15 protein-coding genes and 4 tRNA genes are annotated in these 21,306 nt (G+C 60.5%); all 19 read right to left on the bottom strand.

Annotation, left to right across the window (positions count from 1 at the left end; all coding sequences use genetic code 11):
• Positions 1–26 precede the first annotated feature (26 nt).
• Positions 27–338 carry a 30S ribosomal protein S10 gene (rpsJ, locus tag BG60_RS23815; protein WP_006998489.1) on the bottom strand — a complete coding sequence of 104 codons (312 nt, stop codon included), beginning with the start codon at positions 336–338 and terminating at the stop codon, positions 27–29.
• A 145-nt stretch (positions 339–483) separates the two neighbouring features.
• Entirely contained in the window at positions 484–1,674 is a 1,191-nt protein-coding gene (gene tuf / locus BG60_RS23810; protein ID WP_008343820.1) for an elongation factor Tu, read from the bottom strand.
• 69 nt (positions 1,675–1,743) lie between these two features.
• Complete coding sequence (fusA, locus tag BG60_RS23805; RefSeq protein ID WP_008343818.1) at positions 1,744–3,846, bottom strand: elongation factor G; 2,103 nt, start codon at positions 3,844–3,846, stop codon at positions 1,744–1,746.
• Between the two features lie 119 nt (positions 3,847–3,965).
• Positions 3,966–4,436 carry a 30S ribosomal protein S7 gene (gene rpsG / locus BG60_RS23800; protein ID WP_008343817.1) on the bottom strand — a complete coding sequence of 157 codons (471 nt, stop codon included), beginning with the start codon at positions 4,434–4,436 and terminating at the stop codon, positions 3,966–3,968.
• Positions 4,437–4,619: 183 nt separating this feature from the next.
• Positions 4,620–5,000, bottom strand: coding sequence for a 30S ribosomal protein S12 (rpsL, locus tag BG60_RS23795; protein ID WP_006998493.1), 381 nt, complete (start codon positions 4,998–5,000; stop codon positions 4,620–4,622).
• Positions 5,001–5,218: 218 nt separating this feature from the next.
• On the bottom strand, positions 5,219–7,066 hold the full coding sequence (gene recQ, locus BG60_RS23790; RefSeq protein ID WP_008343806.1) for a DNA helicase RecQ: 1,848 nt from the start codon (positions 7,064–7,066) through the stop codon (positions 5,219–5,221).
• A gap of 167 nt (positions 7,067–7,233) precedes the next feature.
• The gene (gene rpoC / locus BG60_RS23785; protein WP_008343805.1) at positions 7,234–11,475 is read right to left on the bottom strand and encodes a DNA-directed RNA polymerase subunit beta'; all 4,242 of its coding nucleotides are present in this window, start codon (positions 11,473–11,475) and stop codon (positions 7,234–7,236) included.
• A gap of 21 nt (positions 11,476–11,496) precedes the next feature.
• The gene (gene rpoB / locus BG60_RS23780; protein WP_008343804.1) at positions 11,497–15,603 is read right to left on the bottom strand and encodes a DNA-directed RNA polymerase subunit beta; all 4,107 of its coding nucleotides are present in this window, start codon (positions 15,601–15,603) and stop codon (positions 11,497–11,499) included.
• Between the two features lie 368 nt (positions 15,604–15,971).
• On the bottom strand, positions 15,972–16,349 hold the full coding sequence (gene rplL / locus BG60_RS23775; RefSeq protein ID WP_008343803.1) for a 50S ribosomal protein L7/L12: 378 nt from the start codon (positions 16,347–16,349) through the stop codon (positions 15,972–15,974).
• Between the two features lie 83 nt (positions 16,350–16,432).
• Positions 16,433–16,930 (bottom strand): 50S ribosomal protein L10, encoded by a 498-nt coding sequence (rplJ, locus tag BG60_RS23770; protein ID WP_034473109.1) that lies wholly within the window; start codon positions 16,928–16,930, stop codon positions 16,433–16,435.
• Positions 16,931–17,233: 303 nt separating this feature from the next.
• On the bottom strand, positions 17,234–17,932 hold the full coding sequence (gene rplA / locus BG60_RS23765; RefSeq protein ID WP_008343797.1) for a 50S ribosomal protein L1: 699 nt from the start codon (positions 17,930–17,932) through the stop codon (positions 17,234–17,236).
• Positions 17,933–18,364: a 50S ribosomal protein L11 gene (gene rplK / locus BG60_RS23760; RefSeq protein WP_008343796.1), complete on the bottom strand. Its 432-nt coding sequence runs from the start codon at positions 18,362–18,364 to the stop codon at positions 17,933–17,935.
• 147 nt (positions 18,365–18,511) lie between these two features.
• On the bottom strand, positions 18,512–19,069 hold the full coding sequence (nusG, locus tag BG60_RS23755) for a transcription termination/antitermination protein NusG (RefSeq protein ID WP_008343792.1): 558 nt from the start codon (positions 19,067–19,069) through the stop codon (positions 18,512–18,514).
• Position 19,070: 1 nt separating this feature from the next.
• Positions 19,071–19,451 carry a preprotein translocase subunit SecE gene (gene secE / locus BG60_RS23750; protein WP_008343790.1) on the bottom strand — a complete coding sequence of 127 codons (381 nt, stop codon included), beginning with the start codon at positions 19,449–19,451 and terminating at the stop codon, positions 19,071–19,073.
• 35 nt (positions 19,452–19,486) lie between these two features.
• Positions 19,487–19,562 (bottom strand) — tRNA-Trp (locus tag BG60_RS23745).
• Between the two features lie 67 nt (positions 19,563–19,629).
• A complete protein-coding gene (gene tuf / locus BG60_RS23740; protein WP_008343820.1) occupies positions 19,630–20,820 on the bottom strand; it encodes an elongation factor Tu in 1,191 nt (396 codons plus the stop codon).
• Positions 20,821–20,882: 62 nt separating this feature from the next.
• Positions 20,883–20,957, bottom strand: a tRNA-Thr gene (locus BG60_RS23735).
• A 15-nt stretch (positions 20,958–20,972) separates the two neighbouring features.
• Positions 20,973–21,046, bottom strand: a tRNA-Gly gene (locus tag BG60_RS23730).
• 30 nt (positions 21,047–21,076) lie between these two features.
• A tRNA-Tyr gene (locus BG60_RS23725) sits at positions 21,077–21,162 on the bottom strand.
• Positions 21,163–21,306 lie beyond the last annotated feature (144 nt).

The following is a 21,306-nucleotide window of genomic DNA, read 5'->3' as shown; positions in this document are numbered from 1 at the left end:
CTGGCACGCCAGCGGAGCTTTTGGACTTACTGCAGCTTGATTTCGACGTCGACGCCTGCCGGCAGGTCGAGCTTCATCAGCGCGTCGACGGTCTTGTCCGTCGGATCGACGATGTCCATCAGGCGCTGGTGGGTACGGATTTCGAGCTGGTCGCGCGACGTCTTGTTGACATGCGGCGAACGCAGGATGTCAAAACGCTGAATACGCGTCGGCAGCGGCACCGGGCCACGAACGATCGCGCCAGTCCGCTTCGCCGTGTCGACGATCTCGGCTGCCGATTGATCGATCAGGCGATAGTCGAAAGCCTTCAGACGAATGCGGATTTTCTGGTTCTGCATGACGATTCCTTGAAAAGAGCGAGGCGGTATTGCACCGCACATTGGCAAAAGAGCGTGGGACCGAGCGCTCGCGGAGAGCGAACGCCCGGTCCCGGTCGATACTGCTACTGCTTTACTTCGAGTTCAATCGAGCAAGCCCGATATCTTACTCGATAATCTTCGCCACGACACCGGCGCCGACGGTACGGCCGCCTTCGCGGATTGCGAAGCGCAGACCTTCTTCCATGGCGATCGGAGCGATCAGCTTGACCGTGATCGACACGTTGTCGCCCGGCATCACCATTTCCTTGTCCTTCGGCAGCTCGATCGAGCCCGTCACGTCCGTCGTACGGAAGTAGAACTGCGGACGGTAGTTGTTGAAGAACGGCGTGTGACGGCCGCCTTCGTCCTTGCTCAGCACGTACACTTCAGCCGTGAAGTGCGTGTGCGGCGTGATCGAACCCGGCTTGGCCAGAACCTGGCCGCGCTCCACGTCTTCACGCTTCGTGCCGCGCAGCAGGATACCGACGTTGTCGCCTGCCTGACCTTGGTCGAGCAGCTTGCGGAACATTTCCACGCCCGTGCAGGTCGTCTTCACCGTCGGCTTGATACCGACGATTTCGATTTCCTCGCCGACCTTGACGATGCCGCGCTCGACGCGACCCGTCACCACCGTGCCGCGACCCGAGATCGAGAACACGTCTTCCACCGGCATCAGGAACGCGCCGTCAACTGCACGCTCCGGCGTCGGGATGTACGAATCCAGCGCGTCGGCCAGGTTCATGATCGCCACTTCGCCCAGCTCGCCCTTGTCGCCTTCCAGCGCCAGCTTGGCCGAACCCTTGATGATCGGGGTGTCGTCGCCCGGGAAGTCGTACTTCGACAGCAGTTCGCGCACTTCCATTTCGACGAGCTCGAGCAGCTCGGCGTCGTCCACCATGTCGCACTTGTTCAGGAACACGATGATGTACGGCACGCCAACCTGACGGGCCAGCAGGATGTGCTCACGCGTTTGCGGCATCGGGCCATCAGCAGCCGAACACACCAGGATTGCGCCGTCCATCTGCGCGGCGCCCGTGATCATGTTCTTCACGTAGTCGGCGTGGCCCGGGCAGTCGACGTGTGCGTAGTGGCGGTTAGCCGTTTCGTACTCGACGTGCGCGGTGTTGATGGTAATACCGCGCGCCTTTTCTTCCGGCGCTGCGTCGATCTGGTCGTACGCCTTCGCTTCGCCGCCGAACTTCTGCGTGAGAACCGTCGTGATCGCTGCCGTCAGCGTGGTCTTGCCGTGGTCAACGTGACCGATCGTGCCCACGTTCACGTGCGGCTTGGTCCGCTCGAATTTACCTTTTGCCATGATTACCTTCGTTCAAAAGTTTGGTTATCGGTTTAAAGCTTGTGGCTTGCGCCGAATTACTTGCGGGAATTACTTACCCTTGGCGTTGATGATCGCGTCGGCGACGTTACGCGGAGCTTCAGCATAGTGCTTGAATTCCATCGTGTACGTTGCACGGCCTTGCGTCAGCGAACGCAGCGAGGTCGAGTAGCCGAACATTTCCGACAGCGGCACTTCGGCGCGGACGATCTTGCCGCCGCCAACCATGTCTTCCATGCCCTGGACGATACCGCGACGGCCCGACAAATCGCCCATCACGTTGCCCATGTAGTCTTCAGGCGTTTCGACTTCCACAGCCATCATCGGTTCGAGGATGACCGGGCTTGCCTTGCGCATTGCTTCCTTGAAGGCCATCGAACCGGCCATGCGGAACGCGTTTTCGTTCGAGTCGACGTCGTGGTACGAACCGAACGTCAGGTGAACCTTCACGTCCACAACCGGGAAGCCAGCCAGCACGCCCGACTTCAGCGTTTCCTGGATGCCCTTGTCCACTGCCGGGATGTATTCGCGCGGAATCACACCGCCCTTGATCTCGTCCAGGAACTCGTAGCCCTTGCCCTGCTCGTTCGGCTCGAGCGTGATGACCGCGTGACCGTACTGGCCGCGACCACCCGACTGCTTGACGAACTTGCCGTCGACGTCTGCCGCCGTCGTGCGGATCGTTTCGCGGTATGCAACCTGCGGCTTGCCGACGGTCGCTTCCACGTTGAATTCGCGCTTCATGCGGTCGACCAGAATTTCGAGGTGGAGCTCGCCCATGCCCGAAATGATGGTCTGGCCCGATTCTTCGTCCGTCTGGACGCGGAACGACGGGTCTTCCTGCGCGAGACGGTTCAGCGCCAGGCCCATCTTTTCCTGGTCAGCCTTCGTCTTCGGCTCGACTGCCTGCGAAATCACCGGTTCCGGGAAAATCATGCGTTCCAGAACGATCGGGTGCTGCGGATCGCACAGCGTGTCGCCCGTGGTCGCTTCCTTCAGGCCGACGGCCGCGGCGATGTCGCCCGCGCGAACCTCCTTGATTTCTTCGCGCTGGTTCGCGTGCATCTGCAGAATACGGCCCAGACGTTCCTTCTTGTCCTTGGTCGCGTTCAGCACAGTGTCACCCGAATTCACGACGCCCGAGTACACGCGGAAGAAGATCAGCTGACCGACGAACGGGTCCGTCATGATCTTGAACGCCAGCGACGAGAACTTCTCGTCGTCGGCTGCGCGACGCTCGGCCTTTTCACCGCTTTCGAGTTCGCCCGTAACCGGGGGAATGTCGACCGGCGACGGCAGGAAGTCGATCACGGCGTCGAGCATGCGCTGCACGCCCTTGTTCTTGAACGCGGTGCCGCACAGCATCGGCTGGATTTCGCACGCGATGGTCCGGTCGCGGATCGCCTTGACGATCTCCGCTTCGCTCAGCTCTTCGCCGCCGAGGTACTTTTCCATCAGCTCTTCGCTGGCTTCCGCAGCCGACTCGATCATCTTCTCGCGCCACTCGTTGCACGTGTCAACGAGTTCGGCCGGGATGTCGACGTAGTCGAACTTCGTGCCTTGCGATGCTTCGTCCCAAATGATCGCTTTCATCTTCAGGAGGTCGACGACGCCCTTGAAGTTTTCTTCAGCGCCGATCGGCACGACGACGGGAACCGGGTTCGCCTTCAGGCGGTTCTTCAGTTGGTCATAGACCTTGAAGAAGTTCGCGCCGGTACGGTCCATCTTGTTGACGAACGCGAGACGGGGAACCTTGTACTTGTTCGCCTGGCGCCACACGGTTTCCGACTGCGGCTGCACGCCGCCCACTGCGCAGTAGACCATGCACGCGCCGTCGAGAACGCGCATCGAGCGTTCCACTTCGATCGTGAAGTCGACGTGTCCCGGCGTGTCGATGATGTTGATGCGGTGCTCGGGGTAGTTGCCGCCCATGCCCTTCCAGAAGGCCGTGGTAGCAGCCGACGTGATGGTGATGCCGCGCTCCTGCTCCTGCTCCATCCAGTCCATCGTTGCTGCGCCGTCGTGAACTTCACCGATCTTGTGGTTCACGCCCGTGTAGAACAGGATGCGCTCGGTCGTCGTCGTCTTGCCGGCGTCGATGTGAGCGCTAATACCGATATTGCGGTAGCGCTCGATAGGTGTCTTGCGAGCCACTTTGGATCCTTTTTCGGTCGACGCGCCGGCGAAATACCGGCCGCGTCCTAACACAAACGGGCGAGGCGCCAAAACTAGCGCACCCGCCCTGATTTTCCGTTTGCCCGGTGAGCGGGAGCTTAGAAACGGAAGTGCGAGAATGCCTTGTTGGCTTCTGCCATGCGGTGAACTTCGTCGCGCTTCTTCATTGCGCCACCACGGCCTTCAGCCGCTTCCTGCAGTTCACCTGCGAGACGCAGGGCCATCGACTTTTCGCTGCGCTTCTTCGCGGCTTCACGCAACCAACGCATCGCCAATGCCATACGACGCGAGGGACGCACTTCGACCGGAACCTGATAGTTCGCACCACCAACGCGACGGCTCTTCACTTCGACCACCGGCTTCACGTTGTTGAGCGCAACCGTGAACACTTCCAGCGGGTCCTTGCCACCCTTGGTCTGGATCTGTTCAAAAGCGCCGTACACGATACGCTCGGCAACCGACTTCTTGCCGGAGAGCATCAGCACGTTCATGAACTTGGCTACATCTACGTTGCCGAACTTCGGATCCGGCAACACTTCCCGCTTGGGGACTTCGCGACGACGCGGCATGATTCTTCCTTTACTTTTTCAGTTGGAGCGATTCCCCGCTCCGCGGCCACCAACTAACCCGATCCATCTATTCGACTAAACCAGCTTGGCCGGGTGACCACTTACTCGATAGCACCGGCACTTCCGGCACCACCGCCTTTACCGCCTTGCGGCGACCTTGATTCGTTACTTCCGACCGGCGACTTACTTGCCAGCCTTAGCGCGCTTCGCACCGTACTTCGAGCGAGCTTGCTTACGGTCCTTGACGCCCTGGGTATCCAGCGAGCCGCGAACCATGTGGTAACGCACACCCGGCAAGTCCTTCACACGGCCGCCGCGGATCAGCACTACCGAGTGCTCTTGCAGGTTGTGGCCTTCACCGCCGATGTACGAAATGACTTCAAAGCCGTTGGTCAGGCGAACCTTGGCGACCTTACGGAGTGCCGAGTTCGGCTTCTTCGGCGTCGTCGTGTACACGCGGGTGCACACGCCGCGACGCTGCGGGCAGTCCTGCAGGGCCGGCGACTTGCTCTTCGTCGTTTCCGACGCGCGGCCTTTGCGAACCAGTTGATTGATGGTTGGCATTGTCTAATCCTAAAAATGAACAAAATCCACGCAATTCGATCGGGCAAAGCGAAAAGAATTGCGTGTTTAGCGATCTCGCCGACGATTCCCGCGCTTCGCATCCGGCACTAGGCCAGATCCGAAGACGGACCAATGACGAGAACCAAGCATGATATTCTGAAAATCGCAATCGGGTCAATACGTTGCGACGATTTCGATGGATTTTCGAGCGACGAATCTCAATCCGAACCGACGACGTCGAGCAGTTCGTCGCCGAAACGCTCCAGTTTGCGCACGCCGATGCCGGGAATATGGCGCAAGTCGTCGATCGTATCGGGGTCGCTGCGCGCGATTTCGGCGAGCGTCGCGTCGTGGAAGATGACGTAGGCGGGCACGCCGTCGCTCTTTGCGGTTTCCGCGCGCCAGGTCCGCAAGCGCTCCCAGCGCGACTTCTCGCGCGGTGACATGCCAGCGGTCGGATCCGCGCGTTCGCCCGTGCGGCTCGACGACTGCCGCGCGCGCGTCGGCTTCACGTATTTGCGCAGCGTGACGCGCTCTTCGCCCTTGAGTACTGGCTTGCTGGCATCCGTCAGAACGAGCGCGCCGAAGCCGTCGTGATCGACTGCGAGATAGCCGAACGCCACCAATTGCCGGAACACTGCGCGCCACTCGGGCTCGGACAGCGCCGCGCCGACGCCAAACGTCGAAATTTTCTCGTGGCCGCGTTGCAGGACCTTTTCGCTGCGCGTGCCGCGCAGAATGTCGATCAGGTGCCCGGCACCGAAATGGAATCCACTCGCCCGCTGTGCGCGATACACGCACGACAGCGCCATCTGCGCCTCGCGAGTGGCATCGAAGGACGCGGGCGGCTCGATGCACGTATCGCAATTGCCGCACGGCGTGCTCGTCTCGCCGAAGTACGCGAGCAAACGCACGCGGCGGCACGTGGCCGCCTCGCAAAGTCCAAGCAGTGCATCGAGCTTGCCGGTCTGCACCCGCTTGTGGGCGTCGTCGGCGTCGGATTCGTCGATCATCTTCCGCTGCTGCACGACGTCGCCCAATCCGTAAGCCATCCACGCGTTCGCCGGCAAGCCGTCGCGGCCCGCGCGTCCGGTTTCCTGGTAGTAGCCCTCGACGCTCTTCGGCAAGTCCAGATGCGCGACGAAGCGCACGTCCGGCTTGTCGATGCCCATGCCGAACGCGATGGTCGCGCACATGACGATGCCTTCCTCGCGCTGGAACATCTCCTGATGCTTCTGGCGCGTCTCGAACTCCATGCCCGCGTGATACGGCAACGCGCGGATGCCCTGGCCCTTCAGCCAGTCTGCGGTTTCCTCGACTTTGCGGCGCGACAGACAATAGACGACGCCCGCATCGGTGGTGCCGTCCTTGTTCGTATGCTCCGCGCGGATGAAATCGAGCAGCTGCGAGCGCGCATTGTCCTTCTCGACGATCCGATAACGAATGTTCGGCCGATCGAAGCTCGAAACGAAGATGCGCGCGTCGTCGAGCGCGAGGCGATGCACGATTTCGTCGCGCGTGATCGCATCGGCGGTCGCGGTGAGCGCGATGCGCGGCACATCGGGAAACCGCTCATGCAGCACGGAAAGCTGAATGTATTCAGGGCGGAAATCGTGCCCCCATTGCGAAACGCAATGTGCCTCGTCGATCGCGAAAAGACCGACCGGCGCGCTGTCGAGGAGATCGAGAAAACGCGGTGTCATCAGGCGTTCAGGCGCGACATACAGCAAGTCGATCTCGCCGTTGCGCAGGGCGCGCTCGGTCGCGGCTGCTTCGGCGCCGGACAACGTGGAATTGAGATACGCGGCGCGCACGCCCACCTCGGTCAGCGCGGCGACCTGATCCTGCATCAACGCGATGAGAGGCGACACGACGATGCCCGCCCCGAAACCCGCCTCGCGCCGTACCAGCGACGGTATCTGATAGCACAGCGACTTGCCGCCGCCGGTGGGCATCAGCACGAGGGAATCGCCGCCGTTCGCGACATGCTCGACGATCTCCGCCTGTTGTCCGCGAAATGCGGGATAGCCGAAGATTTCGTTGAGTATTTCGAGCGACCGGGACATGTGGAAAAGCGCGCACTGCGACGTGGGAGATAACGAATTCTACCAACGCATTAGCGCGTGAAACCGGCGTTAGCCATTCGGACGATGCCGGCAGCGAAACGTGCAGACGAAAAAAAAACCGCCCAGCCGAAGCTGAGCGGTTCATCGATGCTACTAGCGAGAGACGCTTACTCGTTGGTGTGCGGCTGCTGCTCCGCCGCCGGCGTTTCCGGCGTGCCGAAGTCGAAAGCCTCTTCGGCCGCGATCTGGTCGAAACGCTCGCGATCCGACGATTCCTTCGCCTTGCGCGCCTTGTGGAACGCGAGACCCGTACCGGCCGGAATCAGACGGCCGACGATCACGTTTTCCTTCAGGCCACGCAGATCGTCGCGCTTGCCCATGATCGCCGCTTCGGTCAGCACGCGGGTCGTTTCCTGGAACGACGCCGCCGAGATGAACGAATCGGTCGACAGCGATGCCTTCGTGATACCGAGCAGCACGTTGTCGTACGTCGCCGGACGCTTGTCTTCCGCGATCATCTTGTCGTTCTCGTCGAGCATGTCCGAACGCTCGACTTGTTCGCCAGGAATGAAACGCGTATCGCCGTTGTCGACGATCTGCACGCGGCGCAGCATCTGACGCACGATCACTTCGATGTGCTTGTCGTTGATCTTCACGCCCTGCAGACGGTACACGTCCTGCACTTCGTCCACGATGTAGCGCGACAACGCCTCGATACCCTGCAGACGCAGGATGTCGTGCGGATCGGCAGGACCGTCGACGATCATTTCGCCCTTGTTGACGACCTGACCGTCGTGCACCAGCACCTGCTTTTCCTTCGCGATCAGGAACTCGTGCTGATTGCCCTCGAGGTCCGTGATGACGAGACGCTGCTTGCCCTTCGTGTCCTTGCCGAACGACGTCGTGCCCGTGACTTCCGCCAGAATGCCGGCGTCCTTCGGCGAGCGCGCTTCGAACAGTTCGGCCACGCGCGGCAGACCACCGGTAATGTCACGCGTCTTCTGCGCTTCAACCGGGATACGCGCCAGCACTTCACCGACCTGCACCTGCTGACCATCCTTCACGGTGATCAGTGCGCCGACCTGGAAGCCGATCTGCACCGAATGCTCGGTGTTCGGGATCTTCACTTCCTCGCCGTTCGCGTCGAGCAGCTTCACCTGCGGACGCACGCTCTTGCCAGCCTGCGAGCCACGGCGCTTCGCGTCGATCACGACCAGGGTCGAAAGACCGGTCACGTCGTCGATCTGCTTCGCGACCGTCACGCCTTCCTCGACGTTCTCGAACTTCACCGTACCGCCCCACTCGGTGATGATCGGACGCGTCAGCGGATCCCATTGAGCCAGTTGCGTACCGGCCTTGATCGCAGCGCCGTCGAGTTGCAGCAGCGTTGCGCCGTACGGAATCTTGTGACGCTCACGCTCGCGACCGAAGTCGTCCGCGATGATCGCCTCGCCGGAACGCGAAATGACGACCTGCTCGCCCTTCGCGTTGGTGACGTAACGCATCGTGGCCGTGAAGCGCAGCGTACCGTTGCTCTTCGCTTCCACCGTCGAAGCCACCGCCGCACGCGATGCCGCACCACCGATGTGGAACGTACGCATCGTCAGCTGCGTGCCCGGCTCGCCGATCGACTGAGCAGCGATCACACCGACTGCCTCACCGACGTTCACGCGCGAACCGCGGCCCAGGTCGCGGCCGTAGCACGCGGCGCACAGGCCATAACGCGTCTCGCAGGTGAGCGGCGTGCGCACGCGCACTTCGTCGATGCCGAGGCGCTCGATTTCCTCCACCGCATCTTCGTCGAGCAGATCGCCCGAAGCGTAGATCGTTTCCTGCGTTTCCGGATTGACGACGTCCGCCACCGCGACGCGACCGAGAATACGGTCACGCAGCGCTTCGACGACTTCACCGCCTTCCACCAACGCCTTCATCGCCACGCCGTTCGACGTGCCGCAATCGTCTTCGACGACGACCAGATCCTGCGTCACGTCGACGAGACGACGCGTCAGGTAACCCGAGTTCGCGGTCTTCAACGCCGTGTCCGCCAGACCCTTACGAGCGCCGTGCGTCGAGATGAAGTACTGCAACACGTTCAGGCCTTCGCGGAAGTTCGCGGTAATCGGCGTCTCGATGATCGAGCCGTCCGGCTTCGCCATCAGGCCGCGCATACCGGCGAGCTGACGAATCTGCACCGCGGAACCACGCGCGCCCGAGTCGGCCATCATGTAGATGGAGTTGAACGACTCCTGCTTCGTTTCGTTGCCGTCGCGATCGACCACCGGCTCCGTTGCGAGCTGCTCCATCATCGCCTTGCCGACCGCTTCCGACGTTGCCGACCAGATGTCGACCACGTTGTTGTAGCGCTCCTGCGCGGTGACGAGACCCGACATGTACTGACGGTCGTATTCCTTCACCTTCTTCGCGGCGTCGCCGACGATGGTTTCCTTCTGCGGCGGCACGAGCATGTCGTCGACGCAAATCGAGATACCGGCGCGCGTTGCGAGACGGAAGCCCATTTGCATCAGCTGGTCGGCGAAGATCACCGTTTCGCGCAGACCGCACTTGCGGAACGCCGTGTTGATCAGCTGCGAAATCTGCTTCTTCTTCAGCGGCTTGTTCAGCACCGTGAACGGCAGGCCCGGCGGCAGAATCTCCGACAGGATCGAACGGCCGACGGTCGTCGCGTACAGCGAGATCTTCGGCACGAACTTCGGCGCACCTTCACTCTGGTCTTCGTTCGCCACCATTTCGGTGATACGCACGTTGACGCGCGATGCCAGTTCGACTTCCTTGTTCTCGTACGCGCGGATCACTTCCGACACGCCCGTGAACGTCATGCCTTCGCCCTTGCCGTTGATCGCTTCGCGCGACGCGTAGTACAGGCCCAGCACGATATCCTGCGACGGCACGATCGACGGATCGCCGTTGGCCGGGAACAGGACGTTGTTCGACGCCAGCATCAGCGTGCGCGCTTCCATCTGCGCTTCGAGCGACAGCGGAACGTGCACGGCCATCTGATCGCCGTCGAAGTCGGCGTTGAACGCCGCGCAAACGAGCGGATGCAGCTGGATCGCCTTACCTTCGATCAGCACCGGCTCGAAAGCCTGAATGCCGAGACGGTGAAGAGTAGGCGCGCGGTTCAGCATCACCGGATGCTCGCGAATGACTTCTTCGAGAATGTCCCACACGACCGGCGTCTGGTTCTCGACTTCCTTCTTCGCGGCCTTGATGGTCGTCGCGACGCCCATCACTTCCAGCTTGTTGAAGATGAACGGCTTGAACAGTTCGAGCGCCATCAGCTTCGGCAGACCGCACTGATGCAGCTTGAGCGTCGGGCCGACCACGATCACCGAACGGCCCGAATAGTCCACACGCTTACCGAGCAGGTTCTGACGGAAACGACCGCCCTTACCCTTGATCATGTCAGCGAGCGACTTCAGCGGACGCTTGTTCGCGCCGGTCATCGCCTTGCCGCGACGGCCGTTGTCGAGCAGCGAATCGACGGCTTCCTGCAGCATCCGCTTTTCGTTGCGGACGATGATTTCAGGCGCCTTCAGTTCGAGCAGACGCTTCAACCGGTTGTTACGGTTGATGACGCGGCGATACAGGTCGTTCAGGTCCGACGTCGCGAAACGGCCGCCGTCCAGCGGCACGAGCGGACGCAGTTCCGGCGGCAGCACCGGCAGCACGTCGAGCACCATCCAGTCAGGCTTGATGCCCGAACGCTGGAAAGCCTCGAGCACTTTCAGGCGCTTCGCGTACTTCTTGATCTTCGCTTCGGAACCGGTGTTCTTCAGTTCCGTGCGCAGCGTCTCGACCTGTTCGTCGATGTTGATCGCGCGCAGCAGTTCGCGCACGCCTTCCGCGCCCATTTCGGCACGGAACTCGTCACCGTACTCTTCGACCTTGTTGTAGTAATCCTCTTCGGTCATGATCTGCCGCGCTTTCAGCGGCGTCATGCCCGGATCGATCACCACGTATGCTTCGAAGTACAGCACGCGCTCGATGTCGCGCAGCGTCATGTCGAGCACCATGCCCAGACGCGACGGCAGCGACTTCAGGAACCAGATGTGCGCGACCGGCGAGGCCAGTTCGATGTGGCCCATCCGTTCGCGGCGCACCTTGGCCAGCGTCACTTCGACGCCGCACTTCTCGCAGATCACGCCGCGATGCTTCAGGCGCTTGTACTTGCCGCACAGGCATTCGTAGTCCTTGATCGGACCAAAAATCTTCGCGCAGAACAGACCATCCCGCTCCGGCTTGAACGTGCGGTAATTGATGGTCTCCGGCTTCTTCACTTCGCCGAACGACCAAGAACGAATCTTGTCGGGCGACGCGAGGCCGATCTTGATCGCATCAAAAACTTCTTCTTGTTGGACTTGCTTGAATAGATCGAGCAGAGCTTTCATTGCTTTCTCTCCGTAGTCCGATTAGTTGCGGTCCAGATCGATATCAATACCGAGCGAGCGGATTTCCTTCACCAACACGTTGAAGGATTCCGGCATGCCCGCGTCGATGACGTGATCGCCCTTGACGAGGTTCTCATAAACCTTCGTCCGGCCCGTCACGTCGTCCGACTTGACCGTCAGCATTTCTTGCAGCACATACGACGCGCCATACGCCTCGAGTGCCCACACTTCCATCTCACCGAAGCGCTGACCACCGAACTGCGCCTTACCACCCAGCGGCTGCTGCGTGACGAGCGAGTACGGACCGGTCGAACGTGCGTGCATCTTGTCGTCGACCAAGTGGTGCAGCTTCAGGTAGTGCATGTAGCCGACCGTGACCGTGCGCTCGAATGCTTCGCCGGTGCGGCCGTCGTACAGCGTGACCTGGTTCTTCGACGGCGTCATGCCGAGATTCGTGGCGATGTCGTCCGGGAACGCCAGATCGAGCGCACGCGTCATTTCGTGTTCCGTCGCGCCGTCGAACACCGGCGTCGCGAACGGCACACCTTCGCGCAGGTTCTTAGCGAGTTCGAGGATCTCGTCGTCGGAGAACTTGTCCAGCTCTTCCTGACGGCCCGACTCGTTATAGATCTGCGTGAGGAACTGACGCATTTCTTCGATCTTCGCCTGACGCTGCATCATCTCGCCGATGCGCCAGCCGAGACCCTTCGCGGCCCAGCCGAGGTGCACTTCGAGAATCTGACCCACGTTCATCCGCGACGGCACGCCGAGCGGGTTCAGCACGACGTCGGCCGGACGGCCATCGGCCATGTACGGCATGTCTTCGATCGGCACGATCTTCGACACGACACCCTTGTTACCGTGACGACCCGCCATCTTGTCGCCAGGCTGCAGGCGACGCTTCACGGCGAGATACACCTTGACCATCTTCAGCACGCCCGGCGGCAGTTCGTCGCCTTGCGTGAGCTTCTTGCGCTTCTCTTCGAACGCGAGATCGAACTGGTGACGCTTCTGCTCGATCGAGTCCTTGATCGCTTCCAGCTGTGCCGCGGCTTCTTCGTCCGCGAGGCGGATGTCGAACCAGTGGTAGTGATCGAGATCTTCGAGGTACGCGAGGTCGATCTTCGTGCCCTTCGCGAGCTTCTTCGGACCGCCATTCGCGACCTTGCCGTTCAGCATGCGGGCGAGACGCGAGAACGCGTCGCCTTCCACGATGCGCAGCTGGTCGTTCAAATCGAGGCGATAACGCTTCAGTTCGTCGTCGATGATCTGTTGCGCGCGCTTGTCACGCGTGATGCCTTCGCGCGTGAACACTTGCACGTCGATGACCGTACCGCTCATGCCCGAGGGCACGCGCAGCGACGTATCCTTCACGTCCGATGCCTTCTCGCCGAAGATCGCGCGCAGCAGCTTTTCTTCCGGCGTCAGTTGGGTTTCGCCCTTCGGCGTGACCTTGCCGACCAGCACGTCGCCCGCCTCGACTTCCGCGCCGATGTACACGATGCCCGACTCATCGAGACGGCCAAGCTGCACTTCCGCGAGGTTCGAGATATCGCGCGTGATTTCTTCCGGTCCGAGCTTCGTGTCGCGCGCAACGACATTCAGTTCTTCGATGTGGATCGACGTATAGCGATCGTCCGCAACGACCTTCTCCGAGATCAGAATCGAGTCTTCGAAGTTGTAGCCGTTCCACGGCATGAACGCGACCAGCATGTTCTGGCCGAGCGCGAGCTCGCCCAAATCCGTCGATGCACCGTCAGCCAGCACGTCGCCGCGCGCAACCTTGTCGCCGACCTTCGCGATCGGACGCTGGTTGATGTTCGTGTTCTGGTTCGAACGCGTGTACTTGATCAGGTTGTAGATGTCCACGCCGACGTCGCCGGCGACGGCTTCATCGTCGTTCACGCGAATCACGATACGGCCCGCGTCGACGTAATCCACCACGCCACCGCGCAGCGCCTGAACCGTCGTGCCCGAGTCGACCGCGACCGTGCGCTCGATGCCCGTACCGACGACCGGCTTTTCCGGACGCAGGCAAGGCACGGCCTGACGCTGCATGTTCGAACCCATCAACGCGCGGTTCGCGTCGTCGTGCTCGAGGAACGGGATCAGCGATGCAGCCACCGACACGATCTGCGACGGCGCGACGTCCATGTACTGGATGCGGTCCGGCGTGACCATCAGCGTTTCGCCCGCTTCACGCGACGACACGAGTTCGTCGGTCAGCGTGCCGTCTTCGCTCACGGCGGCATTCGCCTGCGCGATCACGTAGCGGCCTTCTTCGATCGCCGACAGATAGTCGATCTGATCCGTCACCTTGCTGTCCACGACCTTGCGGTACGGCGTTTCGAGGAATCCGTACTCGTTGAGGTGCGCGTACAGAGCGAGCGAGTTGATCAGACCGATGTTCGGACCTTCCGGCGTTTCGATCGGGCACACACGGCCATAGTGCGTCGGATGCACGTCGCGGACTTCGAAGCCCGCGCGCTCGCGCGTCAGACCGCCCGGGCCCAGTGCGGAAACGCGACGCTTGTGCGTGATTTCCGACAGCGGGTTGGTCTGGTCCATGAACTGCGAGAGCTGCGACGAACCGAAGAACTCGCGAATCGCCGACGAAATCGGCTTCGAGTTGATCAGGTCGTGCGGCATCAGGTTTTCGCTTTCGGCCTGGCCGAGGCGTTCCTTCACAGCCCGTTCGACGCGCACGAGACCCGCGCGGAACTGGTTCTCCGCGAGCTCGCCGACGCAACGCACGCGACGATTGCCGAGGTGGTCGATATCGTCCACTTCGCCCTTGCCGTTACGCAGCTCGACGAGGATCTTGATGGTCGCGAGGATGTCGTCGTCCTGCAGCGTCATCGGTCCGATGATTTCGTCACGGCCGACGCGGCGGTTGAACTTCATGCGGCCGACCTTCGACAGGTCGTACGCGTCTTCGCTGTAGAACAGACGGTTGAACAGCGCCTCGACCGCTTCTTCGGTCGGCGGCTCGCCCGGGCGCATCATGCGGTAGATCGCGATGCGCGCGGCCATCTTGTCGGCAGTTTCGTCGATACGCAGCGTCGACGAAATGTACGGACCCTGATCCAGATCGTTCGTGTAGAGCGTCTGGATGTCCTTGACCTTCGCTTCGCGCAGCTTCTCGAGAACCGTTTCCGTGATTTCTTCGTTGGCGTTCGCGATCACTTCGCCCGTTTCAGGGTCAATCACGTTCTTCGCCAGCACGCGGCCGAGCAGGTATTCCTCCGGCACCGAGATGAACTTCGTCTTGGCGTTTTCGAGGTCGCGAATGTGCTTCGCGTTGATCCGCTTGTCCTTCGTGACGATGACGTTGCCATCGCGATCCTGGATGTCGAAGCGCGCGACTTCGCCGCGCAGACGCTCAGGCACGAATTCCATTTGCGCGCCTTCGCTCATCAGCGCGAAGTTGTCGAACACGAAGAAGTTCGCGAGGATCTGCTCCGGCGACATGCCGATAGCCTTCAGCAGGATCGTGACCGGCATCTTGCGGCGACGGTCGACGCGGAAGTACAGCACGTCCTTCGGATCGAATTCGAAGTCGAGCCACGAGCCACGATAGGGAATGATACGAGCCGAGAACAGCAGCTTGCCGGAGCTGTGCGTCTTGCCCTTGTCGTGCTCGAAGAAGACACCAGGCGAACGGTGGAGCTGCGACACGATCACGCGCTCGGTACCGTTGATGACGAAGGAACCCGTCGGCGTCATGAGCGGAATTTCGCCCATGTACACTTCCTGCTCCTTCACTTCCTTGACGACCGGCTTGCTCGGCGATTCCTTGTCGAGCAGAACCAGGCGCACTTTCGCGCGCAGCGCCGAGCAGTACGTCAGACCGCGCTGCTGGCATTCCTTGATGTTGAACGCGGGCGGCGACAGCATGTAGCTGACGAACTCGAGACGCGCGAAACCGTTGTGCGAGACGATCGGGAAAACAGAGCTGAACGCAGCCTGCAAGCCTTCGGACTTGCGCTGCGAGGAAGACGTGTCCGCTTGCAGAAACGTCTGGAATGATTCAAGCTGGGTCGCCAGCAAAAAGGGAACTTGGTGAACGATGGGGCGCTTCGCGAAACTCTTGCGAATACGCTTCTTCTCGGTGAAGGAATATTGCATACGATCTCCGAATCACGGCGGGCGTTACCGAGGCGGGATACCTCGATGCCACAGCCCGGTGTTCACCGACTGAGACCCGCGCAACTGTCCGGGGAGGGCGCGCGAATCTAGAAGCTTGGTGGTTGGCCGCTACCAACCGCTGGCTGACGGCAGCGGATGCCTGTGTTTCCCGCTACCCGACCAAACTTGCCTTCTGCAGTCGCTTCAGAAGACAAAGAGAACAATCGGAAAATTCTGCGGCTCCGACCGTTATCTTTGGCTTCTGTGGAGACATTTATGCTTGCTGACCAGCATACAAACTGCGTCCCCACAAAGCACAAAAAGGCCGGCGGTGAAAAACCGCCAGCCTTCGCATAGCGCAATGAAACTTACTTGATTTCAGCCTTCGCGCCAGCGTCTTCCAGCTTCTTCTTGGCTTCTTCAGCAGCAGCCTTGGGCACCGCTTCCTTGATGGGCTTCGGTGCGCCGTCAACCAGATCCTTCGCTTCCTTCAGGCCGAGACCCGTCAGTTCACGAACAGCCTTAATGACGGAAACCTTGTTCGCGCCTGCTTCGAGCAGGTTCACGGTGAACTCCGTCTGCTCTTCAGCAGCAGCAGCGGCGCCACCGGCACCTGCGGGGCCAGCAACTGCGACAGCAGCAGCCGACACGCCAAACTTCTCTTCGAACGCCTTGACCAGCTCGTTCAGTTCCAGCACCGACATCGAGCCAACGGCTTCGAGGATGTCTTCTTTTGCGATTGCCATGTGAAATACTCCTAGATTGAATTCGGATCGAGCTAGCGATCTAGCTTTGCCTAACTTAAGCGACTAGCGCCCAAGCGCGGTCGTTACGCAGCTTCGCCCTGCTTCTTTTCAGCCAGCGCGGCCAGAGCGCGCGCAAAGCCGGAAACAGGTGCCTGCATGACGAACAGCAACTTGGAGAGCAGTTCTTCGCGGCTCGGGATGTTGGCCAGCGCTTGCACGCCTGCCTTGTCCATCACGTTGCCTTCGTAGGAACCAGCCTTGATGATCAACTTGTCATTGCTCTTGCCGAAGTCGTTGACGACCTTTGCAGCGGCAATGGCATCTTCCGAGATGCCGTAGATCAGAGGACCGGTCATCTGCTCAGCCAGCGGAGCGAACGGCGTACCTTCGACGGCGCGACGCGCCAGCGTGTTCTTCAACACGCGCAGATACACCTGTTGCTCACGCGCTTTCGCGCGCAGCTTGGTCAGATCGCCAACCGTGATCCCACGATACTCAGCGAGCACCATCGTCTGAGCCTTCGCGACTTGCGCGGCGACTTCAGCGACGACTGCCTGCTTATCTTCTTTGTTCAGTGGCACGGTTAAACCTCCAGATTCGATGCACTCGGGCGAACTACCCTCATGCACCACGTTCAACAACGGCGTCCGACTGTTAGGAGTATTTCGATCGATTGGTGAGACGTCTCACGACGCTCGATAACCGATTTCAACCACTGCAAAACTGTTTCGGGTTCGCCATCTGCGTTGGCTTGAATTAAGGCAATGCCTGCCTGCTGCACCGCCACCAACGGTCTTTGACAACCGGTTGCTCAATCGAAACTGCAATCTTGCAACCGCCCAAAGCCCATATGAAGCGCGGTCATCTGACCGCGCTCGAAATTCTTACTGTTGCGCCAGCGTGGCTTGATCCACGCGAACGCCGACACCCATCGTGCTCGACACCGCGATCTTGCGCAGGTACACGCCCTTGCTGGTCGCCGGCTTCGCCTTTTGCAGCGCTTCGATCAGCGCCGACAGGTTCTGACGCAGCGATGCCGGCTCGAACGATGCGCGACCGATCGTGCCGTGGATGATACCGGCCTTGTCGACGCGGAACTGAACCTGACCCGCCTTCGCGTTCTTGACCGCTTGAGCGACGTCCGGCGTAACCGTACCGACCTTCGGGTTCGGCATCAGACCACGCGGACCGAGGATCTGACCCAGCGTACCGACGACACGCATCGTGTCCGGCGAAGCGATCACGACGTCGAAATTCAGATTGCCGGCCTTGACTTGCTCGGCCAGGTCTTCCATGCCGACCACGTCTGCGCCAGCTGCGCGAGCCTGTTCAGCCTTGTCGCCTTGCGCGAACACTGCGACGCGAACCGACTTGCCGGTACCAGCCGGCAGAACCACGGAGCCGCGAACCACCTGATCCGACTTCTTCGCGTCGATGCCGAGCTGCACTGCAACGTCGATCGACTCGTCGAACTTGGCGCTCGCGCATTCCTTCACGAGAGCCAGCGCGTCGTCGATCGCGTACAGCTTCTGACGATCAACCTTGTTCGCAAATGCCTGAAGGCGCTTAGAAAGCTTAGCCATTTACACGCCCTCCACAGTGATGCCCATCGAACGCGCGCTGCCGGCGATCGTACGCACGGCTGCATCCAGATCAGCTGCCGTAAGATCCGGCATCTTGGTCTTCGCGATTTCTTCCGCTTGAGCGCGGGTGATGTTGCCGACCTTGTCGGTGTGCGGCTTGCTCGAACCCTTCTGCACTGCGGCCGCCTTCTTGATCAGAACGGTAGCCGGCGGCGTCTTCATGATGAAGGTGAAGCTCTTGTCCGCGAATGCCGTAATGACGACCGGCACCGGCAGACCCGGCTCCATACCCTGAGTCTGCGCGTTGAACGCCTTGCAGAACTCCATGATGTTCAGGCCACGCTGGCCCAGTGCCGGACCGACCGGCGGCGACGGGTTGGCTTTACCTGCAGGAATCTGCAGCTTGATAAAGCCGATGATTTTCTTTGCCATGTTGAAAACCTCTGCTGAACGCGTGAGCGTTCGGTGAGTGATAGCGCGCGTTCGACGTTGCCGACTACTGACGCTCCTCAACGGCCATGACGCGGACCGTAAGCGCGAATCGCGCGATGGCCCGAAAGCCACGCGCGATGTATTCGATTAAAGCTTCTCGACCTGACCGAACTCGAGTTCGACCGGCGTCGAACGCCCGAAAATCGTGACAGAAACACGCACTCGGGACTTTTCGTAATTCACTTCTTCGACGTTGCCATTGAAGTCGGTGAACGGACCTTCCTTCACGCGGACCATCTCGCCGACTTCGAAGAGCGTCTTCGGCCGCGGCTTCTCGACGCCTTCCTGCATCTGCGACATGATCTTTTCGACTTCACGTGGCGAGATGGGACTCGGGCGATTGCGCGCACCACCAACGAAACCGGTTACTTTGGCCGTGTTCTTGACCAGATGCCACGTTTCGTCCGTCATTTCCATTTCGACCAGGACGTAACCCGGGAAGAAACGACGCTCGGTGACCGATTTGTGGCCGCCCTTTACTTCAACAACTTCTTCGGTCGGGACAAGAATCTGACCGAATTGATTTTGCATGCCTGCGCGCTCGATGCGCTCCTGAAGCGCACGTTGCACGCTCTTCTCCATGCCGGAGTAGGCGTGCACCACATACCAACGCTTTCCACTCGGGGATGTCGGAGTATCGCTCATATCATTTCCAACCCAGAATCGCCGAGAAAATCACCCATTCGATCGACTTATCGCTAAGCCAAAGGAAGATGGCCATGATCAGAACAAACGCGAAGACCACCAGGGTCGTTTGCGTGGCCTCTTTGCGAGTCGGCCAGACAACCTTGCGGACTTCCTTGTACGAGTCTTTGGCAAAAGCGATGAAACCCTTGCCCGGCGCAGAGAGCAGACCGACTGCGACACCCGCGATGACACCAACAGCAAGCGCTGCGCCGCGGACGTACCATTCTTGGCCCGAGAGCCAGAAGAATCCAACGAACCCGGCCAAGACCAACAATACGCCCGCCACCAACATCAACTTGTCGCCGGAAGTATTTACAGTTTCGACGGAAGGATTCGCCATAACACCTTAAACAGCGCCACTTGGCGCGAGAATTTTGGCAGGGGCAGAGGGAATCGAACCCCCAACCTTCGGTTTTGGAGACCGACGCTCTGCCAGTTGAGCTATACCCCTAAACCATTTGGGGTCGACGGACATTGCCGACCCCGAAACCACTAACTACCGAGAAGATTTCTGGCTCTTACTCGATAATCTTCGCCACGACACCGGCGCCGACGGTACGGCCGCCTTCGCGGATTGCGAAGCGCAGACCTTCTTCCATGGCGATCGGAGCGATCAGCTTGACCGTGATCGACACGTTGTCGCCCGGCATCACCATTTCCTTGTCCTTCGGCAGCTCGATTGAGCCCGTCACGTCCGTCGTACGGAAGTAAAACTGCGGACGGTAGTTGTTGAAGAACGGCGTGTGACGGCCGCCTTCGTCCTTGCTCAGCACGTACACTTCAGCCGTAAAGTGCGTGTGCGGCGTGATCGAACCCGGCTTGGCCAGAACCTGGCCGCGCTCCACGTCTTCACGCTTCGTGCCGCGCAGCAGGATACCGACGTTGTCGCCTGCCTGACCTTGGTCGAGCAGCTTGCGGAACATTTCCACGCCCGTGCAGGTCGTCTTCACCGTCGGCTTGATACCGACGATCTCGATTTCCTCGCCGACCTTGACGATGCCGCGCTCGACGCGACCCGTCACCACCGTGCCGCGACCCGAGATCGAGAACACGTCTTCCACCGGCATCAGGAACGCGCCGTCAACTGCACGCTCCGGCGTCGGGATGTACGAATCCAGCGCGTCGGCCAGGTTCATGATCGCCACTTCGCCCAGCTCGCCCTTGTCGCCTTCCAGCGCCAGCTTGGCCGAACCCTTGATGATCGGGGTGTCGTCGCCCGGGAAGTCGTACTTCGACAGCAGTTCGCGCACTTCCATTTCGACGAGCTCGAGCAGCTCGGCGTCGTCCACCATGTCGCACTTGTTCAGGAACACGATGATGTACGGCACGCCAACCTGACGGGCCAGCAGGATGTGCTCACGCGTTTGCGGCATCGGGCCGTCAGCAGCCGAACACACCAGGATTGCGCCGTCCATCTGCGCGGCGCCCGTGATCATGTTCTTCACGTAGTCGGCGTGGCCCGGGCAGTCGACGTGTGCGTAGTGGCGGTTAGCCGTTTCGTACTCGACGTGCGCGGTGTTGATGGTAATACCGCGTGCCTTTTCTTCCGGCGCTGCGTCGATCTGGTCGTACGCCTTCGCTTCGCCGCCGAACTTCTGCGTGAGAACCGTCGTGATCGCTGCCGTCAGCGTGGTCTTGCCGTGGTCAACGTGACCGATCGTGCCCACGTTCACGTGCGGCTTGGTCCGCTCGAATTTACCTTTGGCCATTTTCGACTCCTAACAGGATTTTCGCACCTTGCGCCGCGCGCAACTTACTAGACTGATACAGCTGGTGCCCATGGGCAGGATCGAACTGCCGACCTCTCCCTTACCAAGGGAGTGCTCTACCACTGAGCCACATGGGCACTACAAATCGACACTGGAGCGGGTGAAGGGAATCGAACCCTCGTCGTAAGCTTGGAAGGCTTCTGCTCTACCATTGAGCTACACCCGCGAGGGTTGGATTCCCTTACCGCTTGAATTCTGGTGGAGGAGGTTGGATTCGAACCAACGTAGGCGTAAGCCAACAGATTTACAGTCTGCCCCCTTTAGCCACTCGGGCACCCCTCCGCAGAGAACTATCGATTATGGGGTAACAACACGCCGTTGTCAAGCGTTTCTTACGACCCGAAAAATTCGAGGCTCTCACTTATAGGTGAGACGAAAAACGCAAAAAGCCCCAACTCGTTGGAGTTGGGGCTTTCGCTTGCTTTC

Source organism: Caballeronia zhejiangensis, assembly GCF_000698575.1.
Lineage (GTDB): Bacteria > Pseudomonadota > Gammaproteobacteria > Burkholderiales > Burkholderiaceae > Caballeronia > Caballeronia zhejiangensis.
This window is presented reverse-complemented; position numbering and strand designations above follow the sequence as displayed.